We start from the raw sequence: 20116 nt of genomic DNA on the forward strand, positions 1-20116 counted from the left end.
TACTTACATGCCTGGTATAAGAATACTTGCTTTTTGATAAATGATAAACATATAATAAAACAATTAGATTAACAAAAGGGGTGTGATAGTGATGCACAAATATAGCGTTCAAGTGGGGGTCTACACGCAGTATTTTTTTAAGGTCATTCGGGATACTCCCGGGGTGTTAATTTACACAATCTGTTTGCCACTTGTCTTTTTAATCATGAATGTCAGTAGTGCTTTCTTTAAACCTTTATCGCTGACAACTTATACGGCTCAAGTCGTGCCCTACATTGGTTGGATGATTTTTTCCAATTGTCTAACGACTGCCAGCAATGTAGCCATTCTTCGCGAGCAGGGTTATCTCAAACAATATCGAACCTTGGTGGTTAGCCCCGCAGTTTTTCTTGTCAGTCAAGCGCTGGTCAGCTTGGGTATAATTTTGATGACTTTATTGTTGGTGGCCCTGTTGAGCGCGATTACTTTCAAGTTGGCCTTTTTATCGTTGCTAGGTCGCTTATGGTTGACTGTGTTGCTTACGTATCTACCAGTCACTTGTTTTGGCTTACCCTTGATTGCCTTGGCACTCCGACGTAAAACTGTCGATATGATTGGAAATGCACTGGCGCTGATCGTCGTCGTAGGTACCTTTATGTTGAGTAACATGCTGGCAGTGTCTGCCAATAACCCATTACTCAACCTGGTTAGTCCCATTTACTTAGTTACCAATGTTTTTGCGATGATCAGCGTGGGCCACGTCAGCCACTTTATGATGACTTATCTTCTGAGTCTGATTGTATTATTGGTTATCGGCGGATTTAGCTATCGGCACATTAAGATTCTGCCAACGGAGGGCTTATAATGATGCGTGTTGAGCACTTAGCATATCAGTTTTCAAGAAATGGGCAACCGTTCTTCAAGGACGTGAGTTTTCAATTAAAAAGTCCCGGTGTCAATTTTTTGATTGGTCAAAATGGCGCTGGAAAAACGACGCTGGCTGATATCATCACTGGTTTGCGGCCAGCACAAGGTGAATTAGACCTACCTAAAGCAGCCATTTATTTGAACCAACAACTCCCGTTACTGTCTTCAATTCGTGTGCGGGACGTTGCCCAACTGGTTTTGGGCATCGAGCACGGACGACTACGATTGACAACTGAACAGCTCCAACAACTTATTGATACCCAAGCTTATCAATTCTTGGCCCCGTTGTGGGATCAGCATTATGGTCAGCTTTCTGGGGGCCAACGCAAATTAGTTCAGTTATTGCTGTTCTTACAAGTTGATCGCGAATTGATTGTTTTGGATGAACCAACAGCAGCGGTCGATCGGGAAAACGTGCAGTTGTTGTTTCAGGTCATGCAAGCCCATCCTGAGCGAACCTACTTGATGATTACACATGACGTTCGCGACCTTCATGCTTTTACAGATTACCAAGTGCTGTGGCTCAATGATCGGCAGGTGACGACACTGTCCAAGCGAACGTTTGAAGCTGCGAGCGCGCAAGCTGACTTTGTTGCGCTCTTCAAAACGCAGTAATATAACAGTAATGGCTCTTGCGCCGCAATGGCGACACTTATTTTGAGTCCTTTGGCGCTCAAGTTGGCCTCGCTGGCAAGTCTCATAAAATGACACTAAAAAACGGTACTCAGATTAGTTTGAGTACCGTTTTGCGTATTATTGGTGAGCGTACCTAGCCAAAGTAATAAATATAACCGATGATCAATGCCCAGATAACGATCCATAAAATACTGAATGCCAACTTGAAGTAATACAAATGAAAACGAAAACGACGGAAGCGGTCGCTACCGGCCAATTTGAACGTCAAGGTCTTGTTATCTAATAATTGCAAGTAATCATAGAAACGGGGAAGCCACACACCGCCCGCTGTTAACACGAGTAACAGTCCGATGATGGCAAACGCCGCTGCGGGGTAAACGATACTGGTATCGACCGTAAAGGCCGGTGCAAGAATGTTGGCATATAACAACCATAAAGCATACAACCCCAACGCGTAACCAATAATCCGAACAACATTAACGATAATTAGCCGTGACTTTAAGTCCGGTTGTTGTTGCATGAGTGCCTGATTCGCATGATAATGCTGGGTGCCAAAGCGCCCGCTGACCGGAATCAAGTATCGGTTTTGATGTAAGTATGGCAGTTGTGCTAACAGCGTGATCAATGCCACAACTGGTACGGCGATTGCCACCACCATTAGTAGGTACTCAATAGTGACCATGGGAACGGTGCTGACCCGGTAGGCCCAACTAATCCAACCAATCAGGATGAAGACGTCTAATGCCAAAACCAACCAAATCTGAAAGCGACGATAGTGTTCAAACGTGGCGGTATCGGCTAGCTGCCAATGATGGTCTTGAGTTGAGTGACCAATCAAGTAATCATAACTTTGCGTCGGCCACACTAAGGCGGGAATCATTAGCAAGATAATGCCAACGATCATTAAGGCGATGCTTGTGACAACACTCCGAATCGGAAAAATCAACAGGGTTAATTTTGCGCTGACCAAGTAGCAACTGACTAGTAAACTGATAACACCGAGCCACCAGCAAGCTGCCATTCCATAATATAACCATTTCAATCGTGGTGCTTGATCGGTCACGTGTTGCCGCACTTGATGTTGCAATTGGAGCTGTGCGCGCGGCGCCAGGGTTTTAGCTGGCTGGATGACCGGATGCTGAAGATTGTGGTATTCCAACCAACCCATGAGTCCTAACAATAAAACTAAAAGAATCCAAACAATAACTAACATGGCAAAAGTCCTTTAAAACAATATAGTCGTGCATATTAATAAGTGTAAAACGAAAATATGGTCAAAATGTGACGATTATTTAAATCTTGTAACTTTTTTAATGGTCAGTTGATTTAACGAAGCGGTTAAAAACCATTTTCTACTGATCAGTTGTGGACTAGACTATGCATGACTGATTGTAAAGCTGTGTTTTATCTGTAATAAAAAAGCATTTGGAACTACTTACGATGTCTGTCATTGTGGGAGGCAAGTAATCATGAATCAATTAATGACGGAATTGGGACAAGTGTACTATCAGTACCGACCGGCGGGACCACAACAGCCGACGTTGATGTGCTTACCGGCGTTTGGCTGGGACGCCACTGATTATAATTTTAAGCATTTAATGGCACGATTGCCAAGTCAGGTGGGATTACTTGCCATCGACACGATTGGCGTGGGCCGTAGCATTCATAGTCAAATGGTGCGCACTGTCCCGCATATTTTAGCCAATCTTGAGGATGTGGTTCACCATGAACACGTGAGCAACTTATTATTGGTGGGCCACAGTTTAGGCGCTAGTTACGCATTCTTATATGCCCAGCAGCACTTAGATAATGTTTGTGGCTTAGTTTTGCTTGAACCACCCTATGCCGCGATGGCACCACAACTTCTTGCAAACGCCCAATCTTTTATTGAAAACTATCCGCAACTAGTACAACAGCGACAAACTTTGACACTTCAGCAACTCTTAGCAGAAGTTAATCCTTTAAACCTACTGGCAGAACGTGTCGCCAATGCCCGTATTGATTTAGCAGCTTACGCGAACCCGAGTATTCTGACTGAAGCGCAATGCTTACCACAATTAGTAACGACGCTTCGAACCGCTGAAAAGCGGGTACTGACGCTGCCAATCCAAGTTTTAGTCACTGACCAACGCTTGACGGCGTACCAACAATCACCGTGGTGCCAGCTTGGTCACCTAGTTCATGCACCAGGTCAGCATTATTTACACTGGACGAACGAAAATTTTGTCCGGCAACAACTATTGATTGCTCTGTCCCAGTCATAGGGGGCAAAGAGCCAGTCCACGGTATTAAATTAATCGCTGCAAAGCTAGTACCAGCAACATCTACCAATGGTCTGACTTTAATCCAACTGAATCAGCCACCCGCAACAAATTCGAGTATGCTAAAATGAAAGCAGATTGGTTGTGGAGGCGTTGGAAAATGCAAAAACAAGTAACGATTATTGGTAGTGGCATTGTTGGGGCGGTCACGGCGTACTATTTAAGCCAGAACCCTGACCTGAACGTCACGATTTATGATGAAGGTATTGGTCAAGCGACTAAGAATTCAGCAGGGATTATTTCACCTTGGTTATCCAAACGTCGTAATCAGCGTTGGTATCAACTCGCTAAGGCCGGGGCTGCTTTGTATCCGGAAATTGTTGCGGACACGCAAATGGGCTATTCTGTTTATCAACAAGCAGGAACGATTGTGACTCGTGCCGATCCAGATGATCTGCAGGCGCTATACGATTTAGCTCTAAAGCGCCGGCAAGCGGCACCCCAGATGGGAACGATTGAGAAATTAACTGCTGAAGAAGTTCAAGAACGGATCCCACTGCTAACGGCGCCCCAACCCGGTGTGTTTGTGAGTGGTGGTGCGCGGGTCGATGGCGATAAGTTTGCACATAATTTACTGAAATACGCTGAAAAGCGGAACCTGGTCCGTCATAAAGGTAAGGTACGTTTAGGTGACCAGGGCCAACTATTGACGGTTAATGGTCAGCAAAGCTATGACACGTTGATTTTAGCAGTCGGGGCGTGGCTAAAGCCGTTATTGTTGCCAATGAAGATTGTTGCTGATGTTCGGCCACAAAAAGGGCAGTTGATTGAAATGCAGCTGCCTGAGACTTGGGCTGACGATGTTCCAGTGCTCATGCCTGAAGGTGAACGAGACTTTATTCCCTTTACGCGCAGCAAATTGGTCGTCGGGGCGACGCACGAAAATGATCAGGGCTACGATTTGCAGGTTTCAAGTCTGGTTGAAGATGATCTCTTTGCTAGCGGGCTCAAACTTGATGCCAACCTGACTAAGGATCAAATTACGCAGGTAAAAGTGGGTACGCGTGCCTACACGCGTGACTTTGCGCCGTTCTTCGGTCCAATTCCGGATAACCCACATATTTTGGTAGCTAGCGGGTTAGGTTCATCTGGTTTAACAACAGGACCCATGATTGGTAAGTTGTTAGCCGATTATGTTCAAACTGGTGCTCATGACTGGGACCAGTATCAACGACCAATTGAAACTTATTTGGCCCCGGCTGATTAGTCACTAAGATGTAAGCCTTGTTGTGCTAATTGATGGGCGCCATGGTTATCACTTTCGGCAATCCACTGGGTGATTACTAATTGGCACTGGTCTTGCAGGTGCAGCAAAGTCGCCAGCTCGACACTGAAAGTTTTGCTGTAACCCTTGGCGACACTTTCGGCGACGATTTGACTATCCGTATAGAAAAAGACGCTGACTTGCGGACCATAAGAATCTAATAAAGTTTTAAAGCCAGCAATGGCGGCAAGAAATTCTGCGGTATGATTATCACTGTCTGGCAAGACCTGTTTGAATTGGTGTTGTTGGCCCTGATCAATAATTAAGATTCCCGCGGCACTGCGCTGATTATCGGGTGTGGTCGCGGCATCCGTATATAATTGCATCAAACTCACTCCAATGTGAAAGGAATTTTGTACTGTGAATAACGATAAGCATACCTTTAAATACCAACCAATGCTAGCGTCAAGTGTGATCGTCTGGTCGTGGACGGCACTAGTATTGATGGCGGGGATTATTTTGTGGCTAGAAATCTTGAAGTTTAAGTGGTGGTTACTCGTCATTGCGGCGCTCTTTATTGCCTTGGTCGCGATTCAAATCAGCTTGCGGCGCGTAACAATCAATCATAACCTCATTATTTTTAGCACGGTCTTGAACCATTCTTGGCTTGTGATTCCCCGTGATCAACTCGAATTGATCGTCCCGATACGCGGTGGGTTGAAAGTTCAAATCGATGGTAATCAATATCGGTTTTTGATGTTGAAAAAGGCGCGCAATCAGTTGATTGACCTAGCAACTAGTCGATAGATACGAATAAAAACAATCAATATACAAATAATGTTCATAATTTCAGGAAGATTGTTATAATGGAGTAAGTAAAAACAGAAGGGCGGAGAATTGATGAAGGATATTGAAATTGCACAGCAAGTGACACCAGAACCGATTACGGCGATTGCGGCTAAAGCGGGCTTGACGGTTGACCAGATCGACCAATATGGGAGCACGAAGGCTAAACTCAAATTACCGTTACCGGTTAAGAAAACTCAACGCAACCTTATTTTAGTAACGTCGATTAACCCGACGCCTGCTGGTGAGGGAAAGTCAACCGTGACTATTGGGTTAGGTGACGCGTTGACTAAGATTGGTAAGTCAACGATGATTGCATTGCGGGAACCTTCATTAGGACCAGTTATGGGGATGAAGGGTGGCGCCACTGGTGGCGGGTACTCACAAGTGATTCCAATGGAAGATATCAATTTGCACTTCACCGGCGACATGCATGCCCTGACGGCTGCGAACAACACGCTCGCGGCCTTAATTGACAACCATATTCAACAAGGTAACCAGTTGGGTATCGATCAGCGTCGAATTCAATGGAAGCGCGCGTTGGATATTAATGATCGGGCGCTCCGGCATACGGTGATTGGCCTTGGTGGTGCAACGTCGGGTGTACCTCGTGAAGATGGGTTTGACATTACCGTCGCGAGTGAACTGATGGCCATTCTCTGTCTTTCAGAAAATATTGCGGACTTGAAACAACGTGTTAATCGAATTGTAATTGGCTACACACATGACCGTCAACCAGTGACAGTTGCTGATTTGAACGTCGGTGGCGCGATCACGTTACTTTTGAAAGACGCGTTACGTCCAAATTTAGTTCAAACCCTGGCGCATACCCCAGCACTCGTTCATGGTGGTCCGTTCGCCAATATCGCGCATGGTTGTAACAGTGTACTTGCCACGCAAGCTGGATTGAATCTAGCCGACTATACGGTAACCGAGGCGGGCTTCGGTGCTGATTTGGGTGGTCAGAAATTCATGGATATTAACGTGCCAGCGGTCGGACAAGCGCCCAATGCCGTGGTAATCGTGGCGACGATTCGGGCTTTAAAGTTACATGGTGGCGTGGCTTTGCAAGATTTGGCAACCGAAAATGTAGCGGCCTTGAAAGCCGGTGCGGCTAATTTAGGACATCATATCCATGCCATGCAACGTTATGGGGTGCCAGTCGTGGTGGCCATCAACGAATTTACGGCCGATACTGACGCCGAAATCCATGCCGTCAAAGACTATTGTGCCGATCTTGGAGTCGATGCAGTCTTGGCTGATGTCTGGGGTCGTGGGGGTGACGGGGCAACCGACTTAGCTGCCGCAGTGGTTGATTTATGTGCTCAGCCAAGTCATTTTCAACCGTTATCACCAGCGGATGCGGATCTTAAGACGAAAATCAACGATATTGTCACTAAGACGTATGGTGGAGCCAATGTCGAATATTCAGCGAAAGCTCAGCGCCAATTGAGAACGTTTGCTAAGCAAGGGTGGGATCATTTGCCAGTCTGCATGGCGAAGACGCAATATTCATTGAGCGATGATCCCAAACGTCTCGGAGCACCAACCGGATTTACAATTAATGTTCGTGAATTTGTGCCGAAGTTAGGTGCGGGTTTCATTGTCGCTTTGACCGGGAATGTGTTGACGATGCCAGGACTGCCAAAACATCCGGCCGCACTCGATATGGACATTAGTGATGATGGAAAAATCTCAGGTTTGTTCTAAAGCTTGACCAATAAGTCGATGCCAGTGGGGGTCGGCTTTTTATTTGCGTTGTTTTTGGAAGACTGCGACAGCGAATCAATCACACACGTTTAATTTGTGAGCTACCGATGATGACTAACTCGCTTAGCAGCTGAGCGGTGCACCCAATCATCAGGCTCGTTGCTTCAACTGGGGGGGTGGTTAACCAGATGCCGATGCTTTTGGGGGAATACTCGAAAGGTGCTTAGTTATTAAGTCTGCAATAAAAACCGCGCTTTTCCTGCCGGAGTTTCGTACAAGGACGACGTCTTTTGGTATAATTAAACACAGCTTAGCGAAATGTGAGGACAGAATATGTGGATCTATTTAATTTTAATGGTAGCGCTGGTCATTATTGACCAAGTTATCAAAGCAGCGATTGTGAGTCATATTGCGTTGGGTGCCAGTACGAGTATTGTTACCGGGTTATTATCACTCACAAATTTACATAATAACGGGGCTGCTTGGAGTATCTTAGAAGGCAAGATGTGGTTCTTCTACTTGATTTCAGTGATTGCCTTGATCGTGATGGGCTACTTGCTGTGGCGCTTACGTGGCAAATGGCTATATGAGGTTGGTATTTCACTGATGATTGCGGGAACTTTGGGGAATTTCATTGACCGGTTACGTATTGGGTACGTCGTCGATATGTTCCAACTTGATTTTATTAATTTTCCAATTTTTAACTTTGCGGATTCATGTTTAACCGTGGGCGTCATTTTTATCTTGATCGGCGTGCTGCGGGATGATAGTTTTGAAAAATAAGTTACAGGGAGCTGATAACGTGGCAGGAGCGACCACGGAACAACAATTCACGATTACTGACCAAACAGGGCGCTTGGATAAAGTGTTAGCGGCACTACAGTCGGTCTGGACGCGGTCGCAAGTTGATAAGCTGATCAAAACGGATCAGGTGACGGTCAATGGTCAGCTCGAGGCGAGCAAGTATCACGTCAAACCAGGTGACGAAATTGTCGTTGCCGCACAGACGGTTCAACAAACAACGATTGAGCCAGAAAACATTCCATTAGACATTGTTTATGAAGACGATGACGTCTTGGTTGTCAATAAACCTCAGGGGATGGTCGTGCATCCAGCCCCTGGGCACCCTAACCATACCTTGGTGAATGCCTTGCTGTATCATAGTCCGTTGTCGACGATCAACGGTGAATTTCGGCCAGGAATCGTTCATCGCATCGATAAAGATACATCCGGATTATTGATGGTCGCAAAGAATGACCGGGCTCACCAATCGTTAGCGGCCCAGCTGAAGGCGAAAACTAACTTACGAGAATACGTCGCACTCGTTCACGGAGTGATTAAAGAGGATACGGGGACAATTAATGCGCCACTCGGTCGGTCACCGAAGGATCGCAAAAAGCAAGCCATCGTTAAGACCGGGCGACCAGCAGTCACCCATTTTAAAGTACTGAAACGTTATCAGCACTATACTTTGATTAGTTGCCGGCTGGAGACTGGCCGTACGCATCAAATCCGCGTTCATTTACAATCTATTGGACATCCGCTGGTGGGCGATCCCCTGTACGGCCCCAAAAAGACGATTAAGGGGCACGGTCAATTTTTACACGCCAAATTATTGGGATTCAAGCACCCCGTAACGGGTGACTTATTGACCTTTGAAGCACCACTACCACCAATCTTTACGACAACCTTGGCTAAGCTTGACAAAACCGATGGGAATCATTAATCTAACAGTAATGAGCGTCCTTTAATCCGGCCCTGCGAGACTGAAAGGCAAACTGTTAACAATAACTTTTCGTCGACGGCCGTGACACCTTGTCCGGCCGTCTTTCTTTGTCGTACGGGTTGCTCAAAAAAGCGATAACCACAAATTGGGAGGCAATTATGCAAAAAGAAGTTGTTGATTCAATGGCGATGAAACGGGCATTGACCCGGATCACCTATGAAATTATCGAACAGAACAAAGGCATTAAAAATGTCGTCTTAGTGGGCGTTAAAACCCGCGGCGTCTATATTGCGCAGCGGATTGCAGCCCAATTACAACAGCTTGAAGGTACTGCGATTCCAGTTGGCGAGTTAGACATCACGGCATTTCGTGATGATCAGCCGCTGGATCAAGCACGGCTTTCAACGGACTATCAGTTAACGTTTTCGGTGGCGGATAAGCGGGTCATTTTAGTCGATGATGTTCTATTTACCGGCCGAACAATTCGCGCGGCTTTAGACGCATTAATGGGTGGCGGTCGGCCCCAGAGCATTGCCTTGGCGGTGCTAGTCGATCGTGGTCACCGCGAATTGCCGATTCGCGCTGATTTTATTGGTCGCAACATTCCCACCGCGCGTCAAGAACGCATCAAAGTGACGGTCAATGAAATCGACGGTCACGATGGTATTGAAATTATTAACTAGTACGACAAAGTCAAACAGATGAGAAGGGATCGCAATGGCAGACCGCTATTTGATTCTTGAAGATGGCAGCGCCTATTTAGGTGAAGGCTTTGGCTCGCCAGCGGTTTCTACCGGAGAAATCGTCGTCAACACGAGTATGACGGGCTATCAAGAAATTATTACTAATCAAATTTATCATAACCAAATCGTTGCTTTTACGCAGCCAACCATTGGGAGCTATGGGATCAACCATGATAGCTACGAATCAATTTTACCGACCGTTAAGGGGGTCGTTGTTCGGGATGTCGCTAGCATTTCGACCAACCGGCAGCGGCGCTGGTCACTGGATCAATATTTAAAGCAACAAAATATTCCTGGCATCAGCCATATTGATACACGGCACTTAGCGAAGCAACTCCGAGCAAGTGGCCCGATGAAAGCCAGTATCGTAGACGTTGCAGATGCCCATGCCTTTGATCAATTGGGTGCGACCGTGCTGACTAATCAACAGGTGGCAGCGGTCGCAACACCGAAACCATTTCCTAATCCGGGGACGGGGCTCAATGTCGTGGTCATCGACTTTGGCCTCAAACACGGGATTTTGCGCGAACTTAGTAAGCGTGCTTGTAACGTCACGGTCTTACCTTATACGGCAACGACTGAGGAAATTTTAAACTTAGATCCAGACGGCGTCATTCTATCGACTGGGCCCGGCAAACCGCAGGACTTACCAGCCAGTGTGACTGAGATGATCAAGAACATTCAAAATCGGGTGCCACTGTTTGCCATCGGACTGGGCCACGAACTATTTGCGATGGCCAATGGCGCCCAAATTATGAAATTATCACCTGAACATCATGGGGCTAACCACCCAATCCGCGAAGTGATTACGAACCAAATTATTTATGCAGCTCAGGGCCAGGGGTTCGCGGTAGATGCGGATACTGTTGATCGTAATAAGTTAATCACGACATTTGTTGACTTGATCGATGGGACGATTCAAGGACTGCGTCTACGGGACTTTCCAGCGTTTTCAGTGCAATTTTTCCCAGATGGCGCTCCTGGTCCGACTGAAACGCGCGATATTTTTGATGAATTTGTTGAGTCGATGCAACAAGCAAGGGGGCCAATCTGGTGAACAATCAAGCCTTACAAAAAGTGTTGATTATCGGCGCTGGGCATAATGACATTGGCCGAGAGGGACAACACGACGCGGCGGTGACCCAAATCGGTGCGGCAATTCGGCGTCTGGGCATTGCTGTTGTCCTCGTCGATAACAATGCTTACTCCGTGGCGGCTGAAAATCGGTTTGCTGACAAGGTTTATTTAGAACCACTGACCGTCGCCGCACTATCCAAAATTATTGAAACTGAACAGCCTGATGGCCTCATTCCTTCACTTGGTGGCGTCCAAACAGTCACCCTAATTCAAGGGTTGATTCGCAACAATGTGTTAAAAAATAATCACGTGAAGTTGCTACAGTGGGATCAAGACGTGGTCGACATGATTGTCAACCCAGCGCTGATGAGCAACCGGTTGAAAGATATGGGTGAACCCGTGATTGCCTCACAAGTTGTGGCTAGCACGACTGAGGCGATGGCCGTGGTGCGCCACGTCGGTTTTCCAGTGATCGTCAAGTCGGTCGCACCCCGAATCGAAGCGAGTCGCCAACTATGTGAAGATGAGGACGAACTGCAACGGGCACTAGCAATGGGATTCAAAGTTTCAGGGACCAAACAATGTATTGTCGAACAGAGTATCGTCGGCTATAAAGAACTCGAATTTGTAGCCGTCCGTGATCAGAAGGACACCGCGCTACTAGTCAGTGGGATGGAAAATTTTGATCCAGTTGGGATTCACTCCGCTGATTCAATCGTTTTTGCCCCAACGCAAACGATTACGGATCAAGAATACCAACAGTTTCGCTCGGCGACACTCAAGATCATGCGCAAGTTACACTTGACCGGCTCTTGTCACGTTCAATTTGCACTTGATCCGACCACGCAAAACTATTACGTGATTAAAGTGACACCGTACTTTGATCGGACGATGGCGTTAGCCGCGCGGGCAACCGAGTATCCGTTAGCACAAGTTGTTGGTAATCTAATGGTCGGGATAAGTTTGGCAGAGGTCAAACTGCCCGGAGCCTACCGTAAACAAACAGCTTTAATTGAACCCGTTTTAGATCATATTGTTTGCCGGATACCAGTTTGGCCGTTTAATGTGTTGAAGAAAGTTAGTCATCAACTAGACACCGTGACGGAATCGACAGGCTCAGTGATCGGTATTGGTCGTTCAACGGAAGAAGCCTTGTTGAAGGGGTTGCGGTCTACGGACGAATCTCGCTATCACGTGATTGCTAATCGACCCCAGAACTATTCGGAGGGTGAACTGATCCAACGGTTGATTCATCCGCAAGCTGGGCGCATGCTGATTTTACTTGAAGCCCTGAATCGTGGTTATCAAATCGATGAATTAGCCGAGCTAACCAAGATTGATGCTTTTTACTTTTATAAACTGAGTCATATTTTAGAAATTGAACGAGCCTTGCGTGAACGGCCGTTTGACGTCCACGCGCTGGGCCGAGCCAAATATTTTGGCTTTACCGATGAAGATGCGGCCGCTGCCTGGCAAACGGATGTGGCTAAGGTTCGCAACTTTGCGTTGGAAAATGAAATTCAACCGACTTTTAAGGAGGTCGAACCGACTGCCGGGGAATTTACTGAGCAGACGAGTACTTATTACTCCACGTACGAATTTGATAACGAAAGTCAACCGTCTACTGGTCGGCGAGTCGTTGTCATTGGCACGGGTGCTAACCGGATTGGAACCAACCATGGGAACGACTATTTGGTCTCACAACTGTTGTTCTACTTGAAAAAGGCTGATTATGAGCCTGTTTTGATCAACGCTAACCCTAATAGTGTGGCGATGACTCCACGATTGGCCAAAAAACGTTACGTTGAACCTAAACAGTATTCGGATATTTTAAACGTCTTAGCGATTGAAAAGCCGTTGATTGTTTTTACCACCTATCATGATTACCGGCTGGGCCAGAAATTAGTACAGGATGGCTACCAAGTGATCCAAATCAACAATAGCTTGCCGCGCGAGCAGATCAAGACCAACGATTCGCCCGCCGTCGAGGTGATTACGGACGGCACCGATGTGACAATTTTCGGGGTAAGTGAAATTATTGCGGGAAATAATTTGCGTGGCAATGTCCGTGGTGCGGTCCAAGTATTTCCGATTCGTGATAAGGCGGAAAATCAGGCAATTACAGCTTTACACGCTGAAATCAAGCAACGAGTGCTCGCCATGGGTGCGCCCGGGCTCTATACAGTTCGGTTAGCGATTGCTGATACAGCTTTGCAACTTGCTACGATTGAACCGATGAGCATTGCTACGATGGCGTTAATCAGTAAGGCCAGTGGGTCGAGCGTGACCCGACTATTACTTCACGTGAAATTAGGCGAAGCACTGACTAAGGTGATGTACGACTATCCGGATGTTAACCGGCTAAAGCCAGTCTATGTTCAGGCGAATACATTTCCCTACAATCATTTACAAATTTATGATGAAGTGGAAGCCACCGGTGAACCGGGCCACGCTACCGGCACGGTGATTGCACATGGCGACACGTTAAAGGCGGCGTTGACAGCGTTGAATCAGGGAAATGAAGATACGGATTTTTAGGCGTGATTCAGTACGTACTCTGATGTTTGTTGAATCATAATGAGTAACATTAATAATAAAGATGCTGGCTTTTTCTTGAGATTGGTGTGAGATAGTATTTCAAGAAAAACCAGTTTTTATTTTGTCGTCAAGCTAAATTATTAGTCACGTGGCCCATTGCATATGGTATTTAAAGCTGATAAGCAAGTGGCTTGGTGAAGTGAAAGTAGCTTTTAACACTGATAGTCACTAGTATCAGTGTTTCAAAACGGATATAATGTTATTTTAGAGCGCTTGATAAGAGTTGCTCGGAGATGAAAAAGGGACATTGGGGAGGAAGCGTTTATGCGTAAGAACAAAGCGGCAATTATCGTGATTGCACTTGCCGTGTTGTTAATGTGTAGTCCATTGTTATTAAATAATCATGCGTTACTGGGAGTAGATGGGTACTTTCAATATAACCGAATTTATGAAGCTGCCCTGCAACTGAAAAATCATAATTTTAGTTTTATTAATCTTTATTCATTCCAGCAGGCCGGTCGAGTTGTGAATAGTTTATATAGTCCATTAATTACCTATGTAGCTGGTGGGCTGTTGTTACTGGTCGGCAACTGGTTTAGATTTCAAATCTTAACTCTTTTTATCGTCTATTTTGTCAGTGGCTATGTGATGTATGCAGCTGGTCGCCGGTTAGGTTTTTCAAAACGGGTGTCAATCGCGTTAGGCGTCATCTTTTTGAGCTCTAACGTTGTTTATGGATTCATTTTTGGTGTTACATGGCGCTCAATTGCTTTTGGATTACTACCTTTATTGGTGGGGCCAATTCTTGATTTATATGCCGGTGATTGGCAACTATTATCTATGTTGAAATTGGGTGTATTCATTGGTTTGCTGGCCCAATTTCAGATTTTAACGGTCGCGTTAGTATTACCGTTATTGGTGCCATTTTTTATACGTGGTTTATGGCATTCCAAGTTTAATTTGAATGGGCTGTTAAACTTTTTTGCCGGTGTCTTATTAGCCTTGTTGCTCAGTCTTAATACGCTGTTGCCATTACTGGAAGTCTATCGTGGCAACACGCTAATTTCACCAGTTGCGATGGATTTAGTACCGAATGCCAGTTTGATTTTGCAGCCAATCTACAATGGGGTGGCTTCTAATAGTGATATTGTCTTAACAATGATTGCTTATGCGATGCTCACAGGATTGATTGTTTTCTGGACCCGGTTAGGTGCGTTCACCAAATTATTTTCTTGTGTCGCGCTAGTTTATATTCTTATTGGAACCGGGCTATTTCCGTGGGACTCGATTCAAAAGTCGATGCCTTACTTGCAATCGTTTTTACAAATGCCACGACGAATTTCTTTGGTTGGGACACCATTCATGATGCTAGCAACGGTTATGATTTATCAGGATGTTGCAGCTAGTCAAAAAAGCGCAGCCCTGCATAAGGGAATTGTGATTGCTGGAACTTTTTTAAGCCTTTTGTCGTTACTTTTATGTACGCAAAAGGTTGCTCAGAATGTCCATTATACGATTATTGATACAACTCCGTTAGCAGCAGGATTGCAGACGGCAGACGATAATGTCCATTCTAATTTGAAGTATATTAAGCAATTACAACCGGCCTTTCATACACGACATATTAATCAGCTAATTGAGCAAGTTGATCGCACGACGCCGGATTACATTCCGGTGACGCAGAAAATTGAAACCCATAGCAATGTCTATCGTGCATACCGGCGTAACTTTTCAGTGCAACAGTCCAAGTTCAAACATCAAGTCATTCATAATGGCATTCAGTTGACTTGGAATGCGAAGCACACTAAAATGCGTGCCTTGCCTGTAGTTGCTTATCGACGTACGGTGCTAACTTTGAACGGTCACCGGGTTACCTCTGAACAAATTAAGCATCATTGGATAGGTAACTTGAGTCTAAAACAGCGACGTGGTAAGAATGTGCTAACGGTAAGATATGAAGCTAGTCGCGTCACAACATTAGGAACGAAGCTTGCTTTGATCGCATGGGTTGGTGTATTAGTGGCTGGGCCACTGCTTGTCAAACGTGCACGTCGATTTTTAGTGGCTTAATCAATATATTTGTTTAAAGCACGGCCGGATACCAATCTGGCCGTGTTTTTTGGCTGTTGAGATCGTAACGAAACCTAGTTGCTCGGATTTAAATAGCGCTTTCATTTATGGTATGCTTATCTAAAGACAAATTAAAGGCAGGTTAGTTAAATTGGCAAAGACACTATATATGATGCGGCATGGTGAAACACTTTTTAATCGGCTGAAGAAGATTCAGGGGGCGTGTGACTCGCCGCTAACCCCCAAAGGAATTGCGGATGCCCAACGCGTGGGTGCGTATTTTCAGGCGCAAGGGATTACGTTTGATCATGCGTACAGCTCAACGCAGGAACGAGCTAGTGACACGTTAGAATTAGTGACCAAGCAACCTTATGAGCGTTTAAAGGGTATCAAAGAGTGGAATTTTGGCGTTTTCGAAGGTGAGTCGGAAGTGTTAAATCCAAAACCGGACCCCGTGCGCCGCAGTCATGGTGACTTTTTCTGTCAGTACGGTGGCGAAAGTGATTTGCAGGTACAAGACCGCGTTGTCAAAACGTTGACGGCGGTGATGGCACGTCCGGATCATCATCAGGTGTTGGCGGTCAGTCACGGTGGGGCTAGCTTCATGTTTTTGCGGCAATGGCTTTCAATGGACGAAATTGAGCGGCAAGGCATCGTGTTACATAACTGTGCAGTCATCAAGTACCAGTATGACGCGGGCCGCTTCACATTTGAAAAAATCATTAATTTGGCTGCAACTGATAAAAATTAAAATTATGTCAACTAGATTTAAGTGCGTTGACACTCAGTCTGAGTTTAAGCATTAAAAAGCGCTCACGACTCGGATTCAGGCATGAAAGCGGGGTCGTGAACGCTGACGCATCAAGGGCGCCAAAAGGTCGTCATGGTTTGTTTAGTAGTCATATTATATTGAATGATTTCTGCAAGTAGCTTGTGATTGATTGGCGCATCGAAAGCAACTTGCCATAACATCTTGGTTGTTTTATCACCAGCAGCCGTGATCGCGTTCCGATAGCTATCCAAAGTATGTGATTCAAGTGCAATGTTCAGATGATCCTTGGCGGTACTGAACCCAATGATAAATGTGTCGTGGTCAGTAAACATCGGTTGATTCCAGGCGACCCGTGCCTTGAGTTGTGGAAAAGTCGTGTGTACCCAGTTGAGCAAGGTAATCAGTTGGGCGCGATGGGGTGTTGCACCCAGCTTTTCCAGATATGGTGTCAAAACAGCTAGGTCAGCGTCAAGGTGCTCAGCCATTGGCATTTCCTCCATTCATTGATGGCTTCAGTGTACCGGATACCCGCAGAGCTTGCAACCAAAAATAATCCCGTTCAATCAGGTGGCCCACACGGCTGATCGAACGGGATTATTTTTAATACCGCGCATTTGAGCCCACTACGATTCAGTGCACGGTTCGTTTTTATTAGTTCATTAGGTTCCAATGCCAGTAAGGATGGCGATCGACTCTATAAATGACAGCTGGATCAGCACTCCGAGGCCGCGGTTGTTTCACCGTGATCGTTAAGACTTGTGAATGACGCATAGACATCAGTTCCTTTCTTAATTAATGTCTTTAGTTTACCCATTTGAAGCAGACTCAACTACTGCGTTTTCATAAGGCTAACATAAGAATTTCTTAGAATTGTACTGGCGAGGGCCGGCACTACTTGGACAGCGGTTACGGTGTGGTTGCTTGAAGAAAGGCGCAATCTGATGAGCGAACAAACACCGGTAAATAACACTGATTAAGCTAGTGACTCATTCGCTTCAAAAAAAGACCTGACGAGCGGTGTTTAAGCTGGATAACAAATGCACATAACGGGCCTTGACTATATGGTTAGGCTAAGTATTGTGTTGGTTGTTCCCAACATGACTGGAGTTCATTAAAAAAACGACTGAGATGATCGCCATCAATGGTGGCATGATTGACCGTAATGCTTAGCGGCATGATTGTTTTGTCAGCGTCCTTCTTAAACTGGCCAGCCTGAAAAATTGGAAAGAAACTATCTAGTGGTTTGAATGGGAGGGGCGTGTAGCTACTAAAGTGGACTCCTGGAAGACAGCCGATATTAACCAGATTAGGTGTTTGTGGTGTTTTCGGCATGGGCCCTGGAAGTGCACTAAATTCAGCTTGGTCTGCTAAATAGTGTTGATAGAACGTTTCAAAATCGGTGTCGTAAGTCGTCCATAAATTAGCCATTGTCCGGTCAGCGTGTAAGATCGTATAAGACGGATGTAACACGTCAAAGGTCACCAGTTGATCGTTCAAATAGCCGATGCGCATTTCGGGATGTGTGGTCAACAAGCGACTCACTAGGTATAGATATACCGCGTTGAATTTAACGTGGTGGGCTTTAGTCCAAGCTAGGGTGGCGGTAATATCCATATTTACCGTGAGACTAAAACCGCTGGGGGCTATCTTGGTGAAATAGTAAAAATAAGTTTGGCGCGGCCAGGCTTCAGGATTAATAGCAACGGCGTGCATGTTTGGTTTAGTGGTGGTCATTTAGTTTTCCTTCCAATCTTTAGGGCGCCGATTATAGCCATGGTCATCGAATGGTTGTAAATCGTGCAGCCATTTGGTTTTGAGTGCTTTGAGCGTGGCACGCATATTAGTAACATCGGTCGTTTCCTTTTGCCACAGAATTTGATAGGAAAAGTCAGCGGCAGTTTGTTGATTCCAATCAGCCTGTAACGGGTTGGACCGGTAAAAGTTTTTATTAAGATTTAGTTGATAAAAGGCCCAGCGGTTGTGTAAATTGGGCACTGTGTCAATCCAAATTTTATGATTGCGTTCGTTGGTAATTTGAATGACGCCGTAATAAGTTGGGGCAAGTTTGTATTTTTGTTGTAAGCGATGTTTTTCGACTGGTTGCATGGTTCAGTCCTCCTTAGTAGTTGTGCGCCAGTATTGCCGGCCATCGACGGTACGCTTTAAGAAGCCGTAGTCGATCAGGTAACGGCGCAGCGTGGTGTAATCAAAATAAATCGGTTGTAAATAGTGGTTGAGCTCGTCTTCATTGATTGGCCGGTTCATCGGAATTTCATCAATAATCCGCGTTAGAATGGTGACGATCGTCTTTTGCTTTTTGGGCCACCGCTTCAATTGTAGTGGGTCATGATCAAAGTTGAAGTACTGCTTCAATGTTTGGACCGCTTCGTCTTCAGTAATCGCAAAGCGGTCATCAATAATTCCAGGTTGTTCTGGCAGGACAATCAAATCATTGGGCGTCTGACCACTCTCAAAGACGGATTGATAGATGGCCAGGTACAATTTAGCTTGTTTGGCTTTTTCACGAAATGTAAATTTTTGATGTCGAATCGTGGCCGCCGCTAATTGAAATTGTTTAGCCAAGTCGGCATCCTTGATGCCAGTCGCAAAAGCAGTCAGTAAATTTTGCTGTTTAGTGGTTAAAGTATTGTAGCGACTCGCTAAGTGAATCAGTGGTGACTGGATACCACCATGGACGATCGTTAAGTGTTGTTCGATCGTGGCCGCCGCTGTAGTCGTTTCCCAGCTAGCATCACAGTAATTACAATACCGGGCAGTGGCTGTTTGATGCCAGCCGCGTTTTAAATCATCAATCGTTAAACTAGTTAAGTCCATGAGGCTACCTCCAATGTTACTGATTATAAGACTGTTTACTGTATTTGTAAACATAATCGATGAATTAATGTTTACTAAAATAGTAAACTTACAATCGTTTGATATGTTTACCGTTACAGTAAACACTTAGATTTGCCTTGACACCAAGATAGCTAGCGCTTACGCTTAACGACGCTGTTTAAACGTGAAAGGACGTGGGACAATGGAAACTTATCACCGTGCATTTGGTGTTTATGGGATTATTGGCGATGAGCATGCGTTGGTCGTTACTAAAAAGTTTGGTGGTCCCTATACGAATCGCTACGACTTACCAGGTGGCAGTTTGGCCGATGGTGAGCCCTTACTTGCCGCGATTCGCCGTGAGATTCAAGAAGAAACCGGGTTAATCCCGACTGAATTGACGCAATTGGGTATCACGAGTTTTCGGTATCCCTGGCAGTTCAAGCAGTGGCGAATGAACCAACATCTGGCGGTCTTTTACCGAGTGACCCGGACGACTGGGCAGCTGGCTGAACATGTCGCTAACTTTGATGGTCAAGATTCGCATGGAGCATCACGGGTGCCGTTGCATGCGTTGACTGAAGCTAATGCGTCACCGCTGGTTTTAAAAGCAAAGGCAGTGTTGTTATCCGGGCAGTTTGACCCAAGCGATCAGACCTACCCGGACTGGACCGTGCTGGATCATCCGGTTTATTGACCTGAGCTAATCCCGGAATGTCGCCAAAAATTTCA

At 45.7% G+C, this 20116-nt stretch carries 20 protein-coding genes; 14 read left to right on the forward strand and 6 right to left on the reverse strand.

What is annotated here, in order from left to right:
• Window positions 1–91 precede the first annotated feature (91 nt).
• Window positions 92–844 (forward strand): hypothetical protein, encoded by a 753-nt coding sequence (locus MZO41_RS02200; RefSeq protein ID WP_022637993.1) that lies wholly within the window; start codon window positions 92–94, stop codon window positions 842–844.
• Window positions 844–1521 carry an ATP-binding cassette domain-containing protein gene (locus tag MZO41_RS02205; RefSeq protein ID WP_003644383.1) on the forward strand — a complete coding sequence of 226 codons (678 nt, stop codon included), beginning with the start codon at window positions 844–846 and terminating at the stop codon, window positions 1519–1521. The genes MZO41_RS02200 and MZO41_RS02205 overlap by 1 nt, the downstream gene beginning before the upstream one ends.
• A gap of 154 nt (window positions 1522–1675) precedes the next feature.
• On the opposite strand, the gene MZO41_RS02210 is transcribed toward MZO41_RS02205, so the two are convergent.
• Window positions 1676–2755, reverse strand: coding sequence for a hypothetical protein (locus MZO41_RS02210; protein WP_022637991.1), 1080 nt, complete (start codon window positions 2753–2755; stop codon window positions 1676–1678).
• A gap of 256 nt (window positions 2756–3011) precedes the next feature.
• On the opposite strand from MZO41_RS02210, the gene MZO41_RS02215 reads away from it, so the two are divergent.
• Window positions 3012–3806 (forward strand): alpha/beta fold hydrolase, encoded by a 795-nt coding sequence (locus MZO41_RS02215; RefSeq protein ID WP_013355531.1) that lies wholly within the window; start codon window positions 3012–3014, stop codon window positions 3804–3806.
• 157 nt (window positions 3807–3963) lie between these two features.
• Window positions 3964–5070, forward strand: a complete 1107-nt coding sequence (locus MZO41_RS02220) for an NAD(P)/FAD-dependent oxidoreductase (protein ID WP_003644384.1) — start codon at window positions 3964–3966, stop codon at window positions 5068–5070.
• Here MZO41_RS02220 and MZO41_RS02225 read toward each other — a convergent pair.
• Window positions 5067–5453 carry a ribonuclease HI family protein gene (locus tag MZO41_RS02225; protein WP_003640505.1) on the reverse strand — a complete coding sequence of 129 codons (387 nt, stop codon included), beginning with the start codon at window positions 5451–5453 and terminating at the stop codon, window positions 5067–5069. The two genes, MZO41_RS02220 and MZO41_RS02225, sit on opposite strands and share 4 nt — an antisense overlap.
• Before the next feature lie 34 nt (window positions 5454–5487).
• Here MZO41_RS02225 and MZO41_RS02230 point away from each other — a divergent pair, with 34 nt between their 5' ends.
• The 9 genes from MZO41_RS02230 (at window position 5488) to MZO41_RS02270 (ending at window position 16528) form a co-directional block, all read left to right on the forward strand.
• On the forward strand, window positions 5488–5874 hold the full coding sequence (locus tag MZO41_RS02230) for an EbsA family protein (RefSeq protein ID WP_003644385.1): 387 nt from the start codon (window positions 5488–5490) through the stop codon (window positions 5872–5874).
• Window positions 5875–5967: 93 nt separating this feature from the next.
• Window positions 5968–7623 carry a formate--tetrahydrofolate ligase gene (locus tag MZO41_RS02235; RefSeq protein WP_011101546.1) on the forward strand — a complete coding sequence of 552 codons (1656 nt, stop codon included), beginning with the start codon at window positions 5968–5970 and terminating at the stop codon, window positions 7621–7623.
• Window positions 7624–7956: 333 nt separating this feature from the next.
• Window positions 7957–8406: a signal peptidase II gene (lspA, locus tag MZO41_RS02240; protein WP_003640508.1), complete on the forward strand. Its 450-nt coding sequence runs from the start codon at window positions 7957–7959 to the stop codon at window positions 8404–8406.
• Window positions 8387–9349, forward strand: a complete 963-nt coding sequence (locus MZO41_RS02245) for an RluA family pseudouridine synthase (protein ID WP_015640389.1) — start codon at window positions 8387–8389, stop codon at window positions 9347–9349. The genes lspA and MZO41_RS02245 overlap by 20 nt, the downstream gene beginning before the upstream one ends.
• A gap of 158 nt (window positions 9350–9507) precedes the next feature.
• Complete coding sequence (gene pyrR, locus MZO41_RS02250) at window positions 9508–10032, forward strand: bifunctional pyr operon transcriptional regulator/uracil phosphoribosyltransferase PyrR (RefSeq protein ID WP_003644388.1); 525 nt, start codon at window positions 9508–9510, stop codon at window positions 10030–10032.
• Window positions 10033–10066: 34 nt separating this feature from the next.
• Window positions 10067–11149: a carbamoyl phosphate synthase small subunit gene (locus MZO41_RS02255; RefSeq protein WP_003640511.1), complete on the forward strand. Its 1083-nt coding sequence runs from the start codon at window positions 10067–10069 to the stop codon at window positions 11147–11149.
• Window positions 11146–13707, forward strand: coding sequence for an ATP-binding protein (locus MZO41_RS02260; RefSeq protein WP_003640512.1), 2562 nt, complete (start codon window positions 11146–11148; stop codon window positions 13705–13707). The genes MZO41_RS02255 and MZO41_RS02260 overlap by 4 nt, the downstream gene beginning before the upstream one ends.
• Before the next feature lie 324 nt (window positions 13708–14031).
• Window positions 14032–15777: a putative glycosyltransferase family protein gene (locus tag MZO41_RS02265; protein WP_003640513.1), complete on the forward strand. Its 1746-nt coding sequence runs from the start codon at window positions 14032–14034 to the stop codon at window positions 15775–15777.
• Between the two features lie 151 nt (window positions 15778–15928).
• Window positions 15929–16528 carry a histidine phosphatase family protein gene (locus MZO41_RS02270; RefSeq protein ID WP_003644391.1) on the forward strand — a complete coding sequence of 200 codons (600 nt, stop codon included), beginning with the start codon at window positions 15929–15931 and terminating at the stop codon, window positions 16526–16528.
• A gap of 110 nt (window positions 16529–16638) precedes the next feature.
• Here the strand turns inward: MZO41_RS02270 and MZO41_RS02275 are convergent, their stop codons facing one another.
• The 4 genes from MZO41_RS02275 to MZO41_RS02290 form a co-directional block, all read right to left on the reverse strand.
• Complete coding sequence (locus tag MZO41_RS02275; protein WP_011101550.1) at window positions 16639–17049, reverse strand: iron chaperone; 411 nt, start codon at window positions 17047–17049, stop codon at window positions 16639–16641.
• Window positions 17050–17614: 565 nt separating this feature from the next.
• Window positions 17615–18283 carry a chloramphenicol acetyltransferase gene (locus tag MZO41_RS02280; RefSeq protein ID WP_011101551.1) on the reverse strand — a complete coding sequence of 223 codons (669 nt, stop codon included), beginning with the start codon at window positions 18281–18283 and terminating at the stop codon, window positions 17615–17617.
• Window positions 18284–18655, reverse strand: a complete 372-nt coding sequence (locus MZO41_RS02285) for a GIY-YIG nuclease family protein (protein WP_003645057.1) — start codon at window positions 18653–18655, stop codon at window positions 18284–18286.
• 3 nt (window positions 18656–18658) lie between these two features.
• Window positions 18659–19384, reverse strand: coding sequence for a DUF2087 domain-containing protein (locus MZO41_RS02290; protein ID WP_003644395.1), 726 nt, complete (start codon window positions 19382–19384; stop codon window positions 18659–18661).
• Between the two features lie 202 nt (window positions 19385–19586).
• Here MZO41_RS02290 and MZO41_RS02295 point away from each other — a divergent pair, with 202 nt between their 5' ends.
• Window positions 19587–20081, forward strand: a complete 495-nt coding sequence (locus MZO41_RS02295) for an NUDIX hydrolase (RefSeq protein ID WP_003644396.1) — start codon at window positions 19587–19589, stop codon at window positions 20079–20081.
• Window positions 20082–20116 lie beyond the last annotated feature (35 nt).

The sequence above is a fragment of the Lactiplantibacillus sp. C232 genome (genome assembly GCF_023806725.1).
GTDB lineage: Bacteria > Bacillota > Bacilli > Lactobacillales > Lactobacillaceae > Lactiplantibacillus > Lactiplantibacillus plantarum.

Excerpts from the sequence above, each read along its gene's own strand:
- MZO41_RS02200 (WP_022637993.1), top strand. The coding sequence starts at position 92 with ATGCACAAATATAGCGTTCAAGTGGGGGTCTACACGCAGTATTTTTTT.
- MZO41_RS02205 (WP_003644383.1), top strand. The coding sequence starts at position 844 with ATGATGCGTGTTGAGCACTTAGCATATCAGTTTTCAAGAAATGGGCAA.
- MZO41_RS02210 (WP_022637991.1), bottom strand. The coding sequence starts at position 2,755 with ATGTTAGTTATTGTTTGGATTCTTTTAGTTTTATTGTTAGGACTCATG.
- MZO41_RS02215 (WP_013355531.1), top strand. The coding sequence starts at position 3,012 with ATGAATCAATTAATGACGGAATTGGGACAAGTGTACTATCAGTACCGA.
- MZO41_RS02220 (WP_003644384.1), top strand. The coding sequence starts at position 3,964 with ATGCAAAAACAAGTAACGATTATTGGTAGTGGCATTGTTGGGGCGGTC.
- MZO41_RS02225 (WP_003640505.1), bottom strand. The coding sequence starts at position 5,453 with ATGCAATTATATACGGATGCCGCGACCACACCCGATAATCAGCGCAGT.
- MZO41_RS02235 (WP_011101546.1), top strand. The coding sequence starts at position 5,968 with ATGAAGGATATTGAAATTGCACAGCAAGTGACACCAGAACCGATTACG.
- lspA (WP_003640508.1), top strand. The coding sequence starts at position 7,957 with ATGTGGATCTATTTAATTTTAATGGTAGCGCTGGTCATTATTGACCAA.
- MZO41_RS02245 (WP_015640389.1), top strand. The coding sequence starts at position 8,387 with ATGATAGTTTTGAAAAATAAGTTACAGGGAGCTGATAACGTGGCAGGA.
- pyrR (WP_003644388.1), top strand. The coding sequence starts at position 9,508 with ATGCAAAAAGAAGTTGTTGATTCAATGGCGATGAAACGGGCATTGACC.
- MZO41_RS02255 (WP_003640511.1), top strand. The coding sequence starts at position 10,067 with ATGGCAGACCGCTATTTGATTCTTGAAGATGGCAGCGCCTATTTAGGT.
- MZO41_RS02265 (WP_003640513.1), top strand. The coding sequence starts at position 14,032 with ATGCGTAAGAACAAAGCGGCAATTATCGTGATTGCACTTGCCGTGTTG.
- MZO41_RS02275 (WP_011101550.1), bottom strand. The coding sequence starts at position 17,049 with ATGGAGGAAATGCCAATGGCTGAGCACCTTGACGCTGACCTAGCTGTT.
- MZO41_RS02280 (WP_011101551.1), bottom strand. The coding sequence starts at position 18,283 with ATGACCACCACTAAACCAAACATGCACGCCGTTGCTATTAATCCTGAA.
- MZO41_RS02285 (WP_003645057.1), bottom strand. The coding sequence starts at position 18,655 with ATGCAACCAGTCGAAAAACATCGCTTACAACAAAAATACAAACTTGCC.
- MZO41_RS02290 (WP_003644395.1), bottom strand. The coding sequence starts at position 19,384 with ATGGACTTAACTAGTTTAACGATTGATGATTTAAAACGCGGCTGGCAT.
- MZO41_RS02295 (WP_003644396.1), top strand. The coding sequence starts at position 19,587 with ATGGAAACTTATCACCGTGCATTTGGTGTTTATGGGATTATTGGCGAT.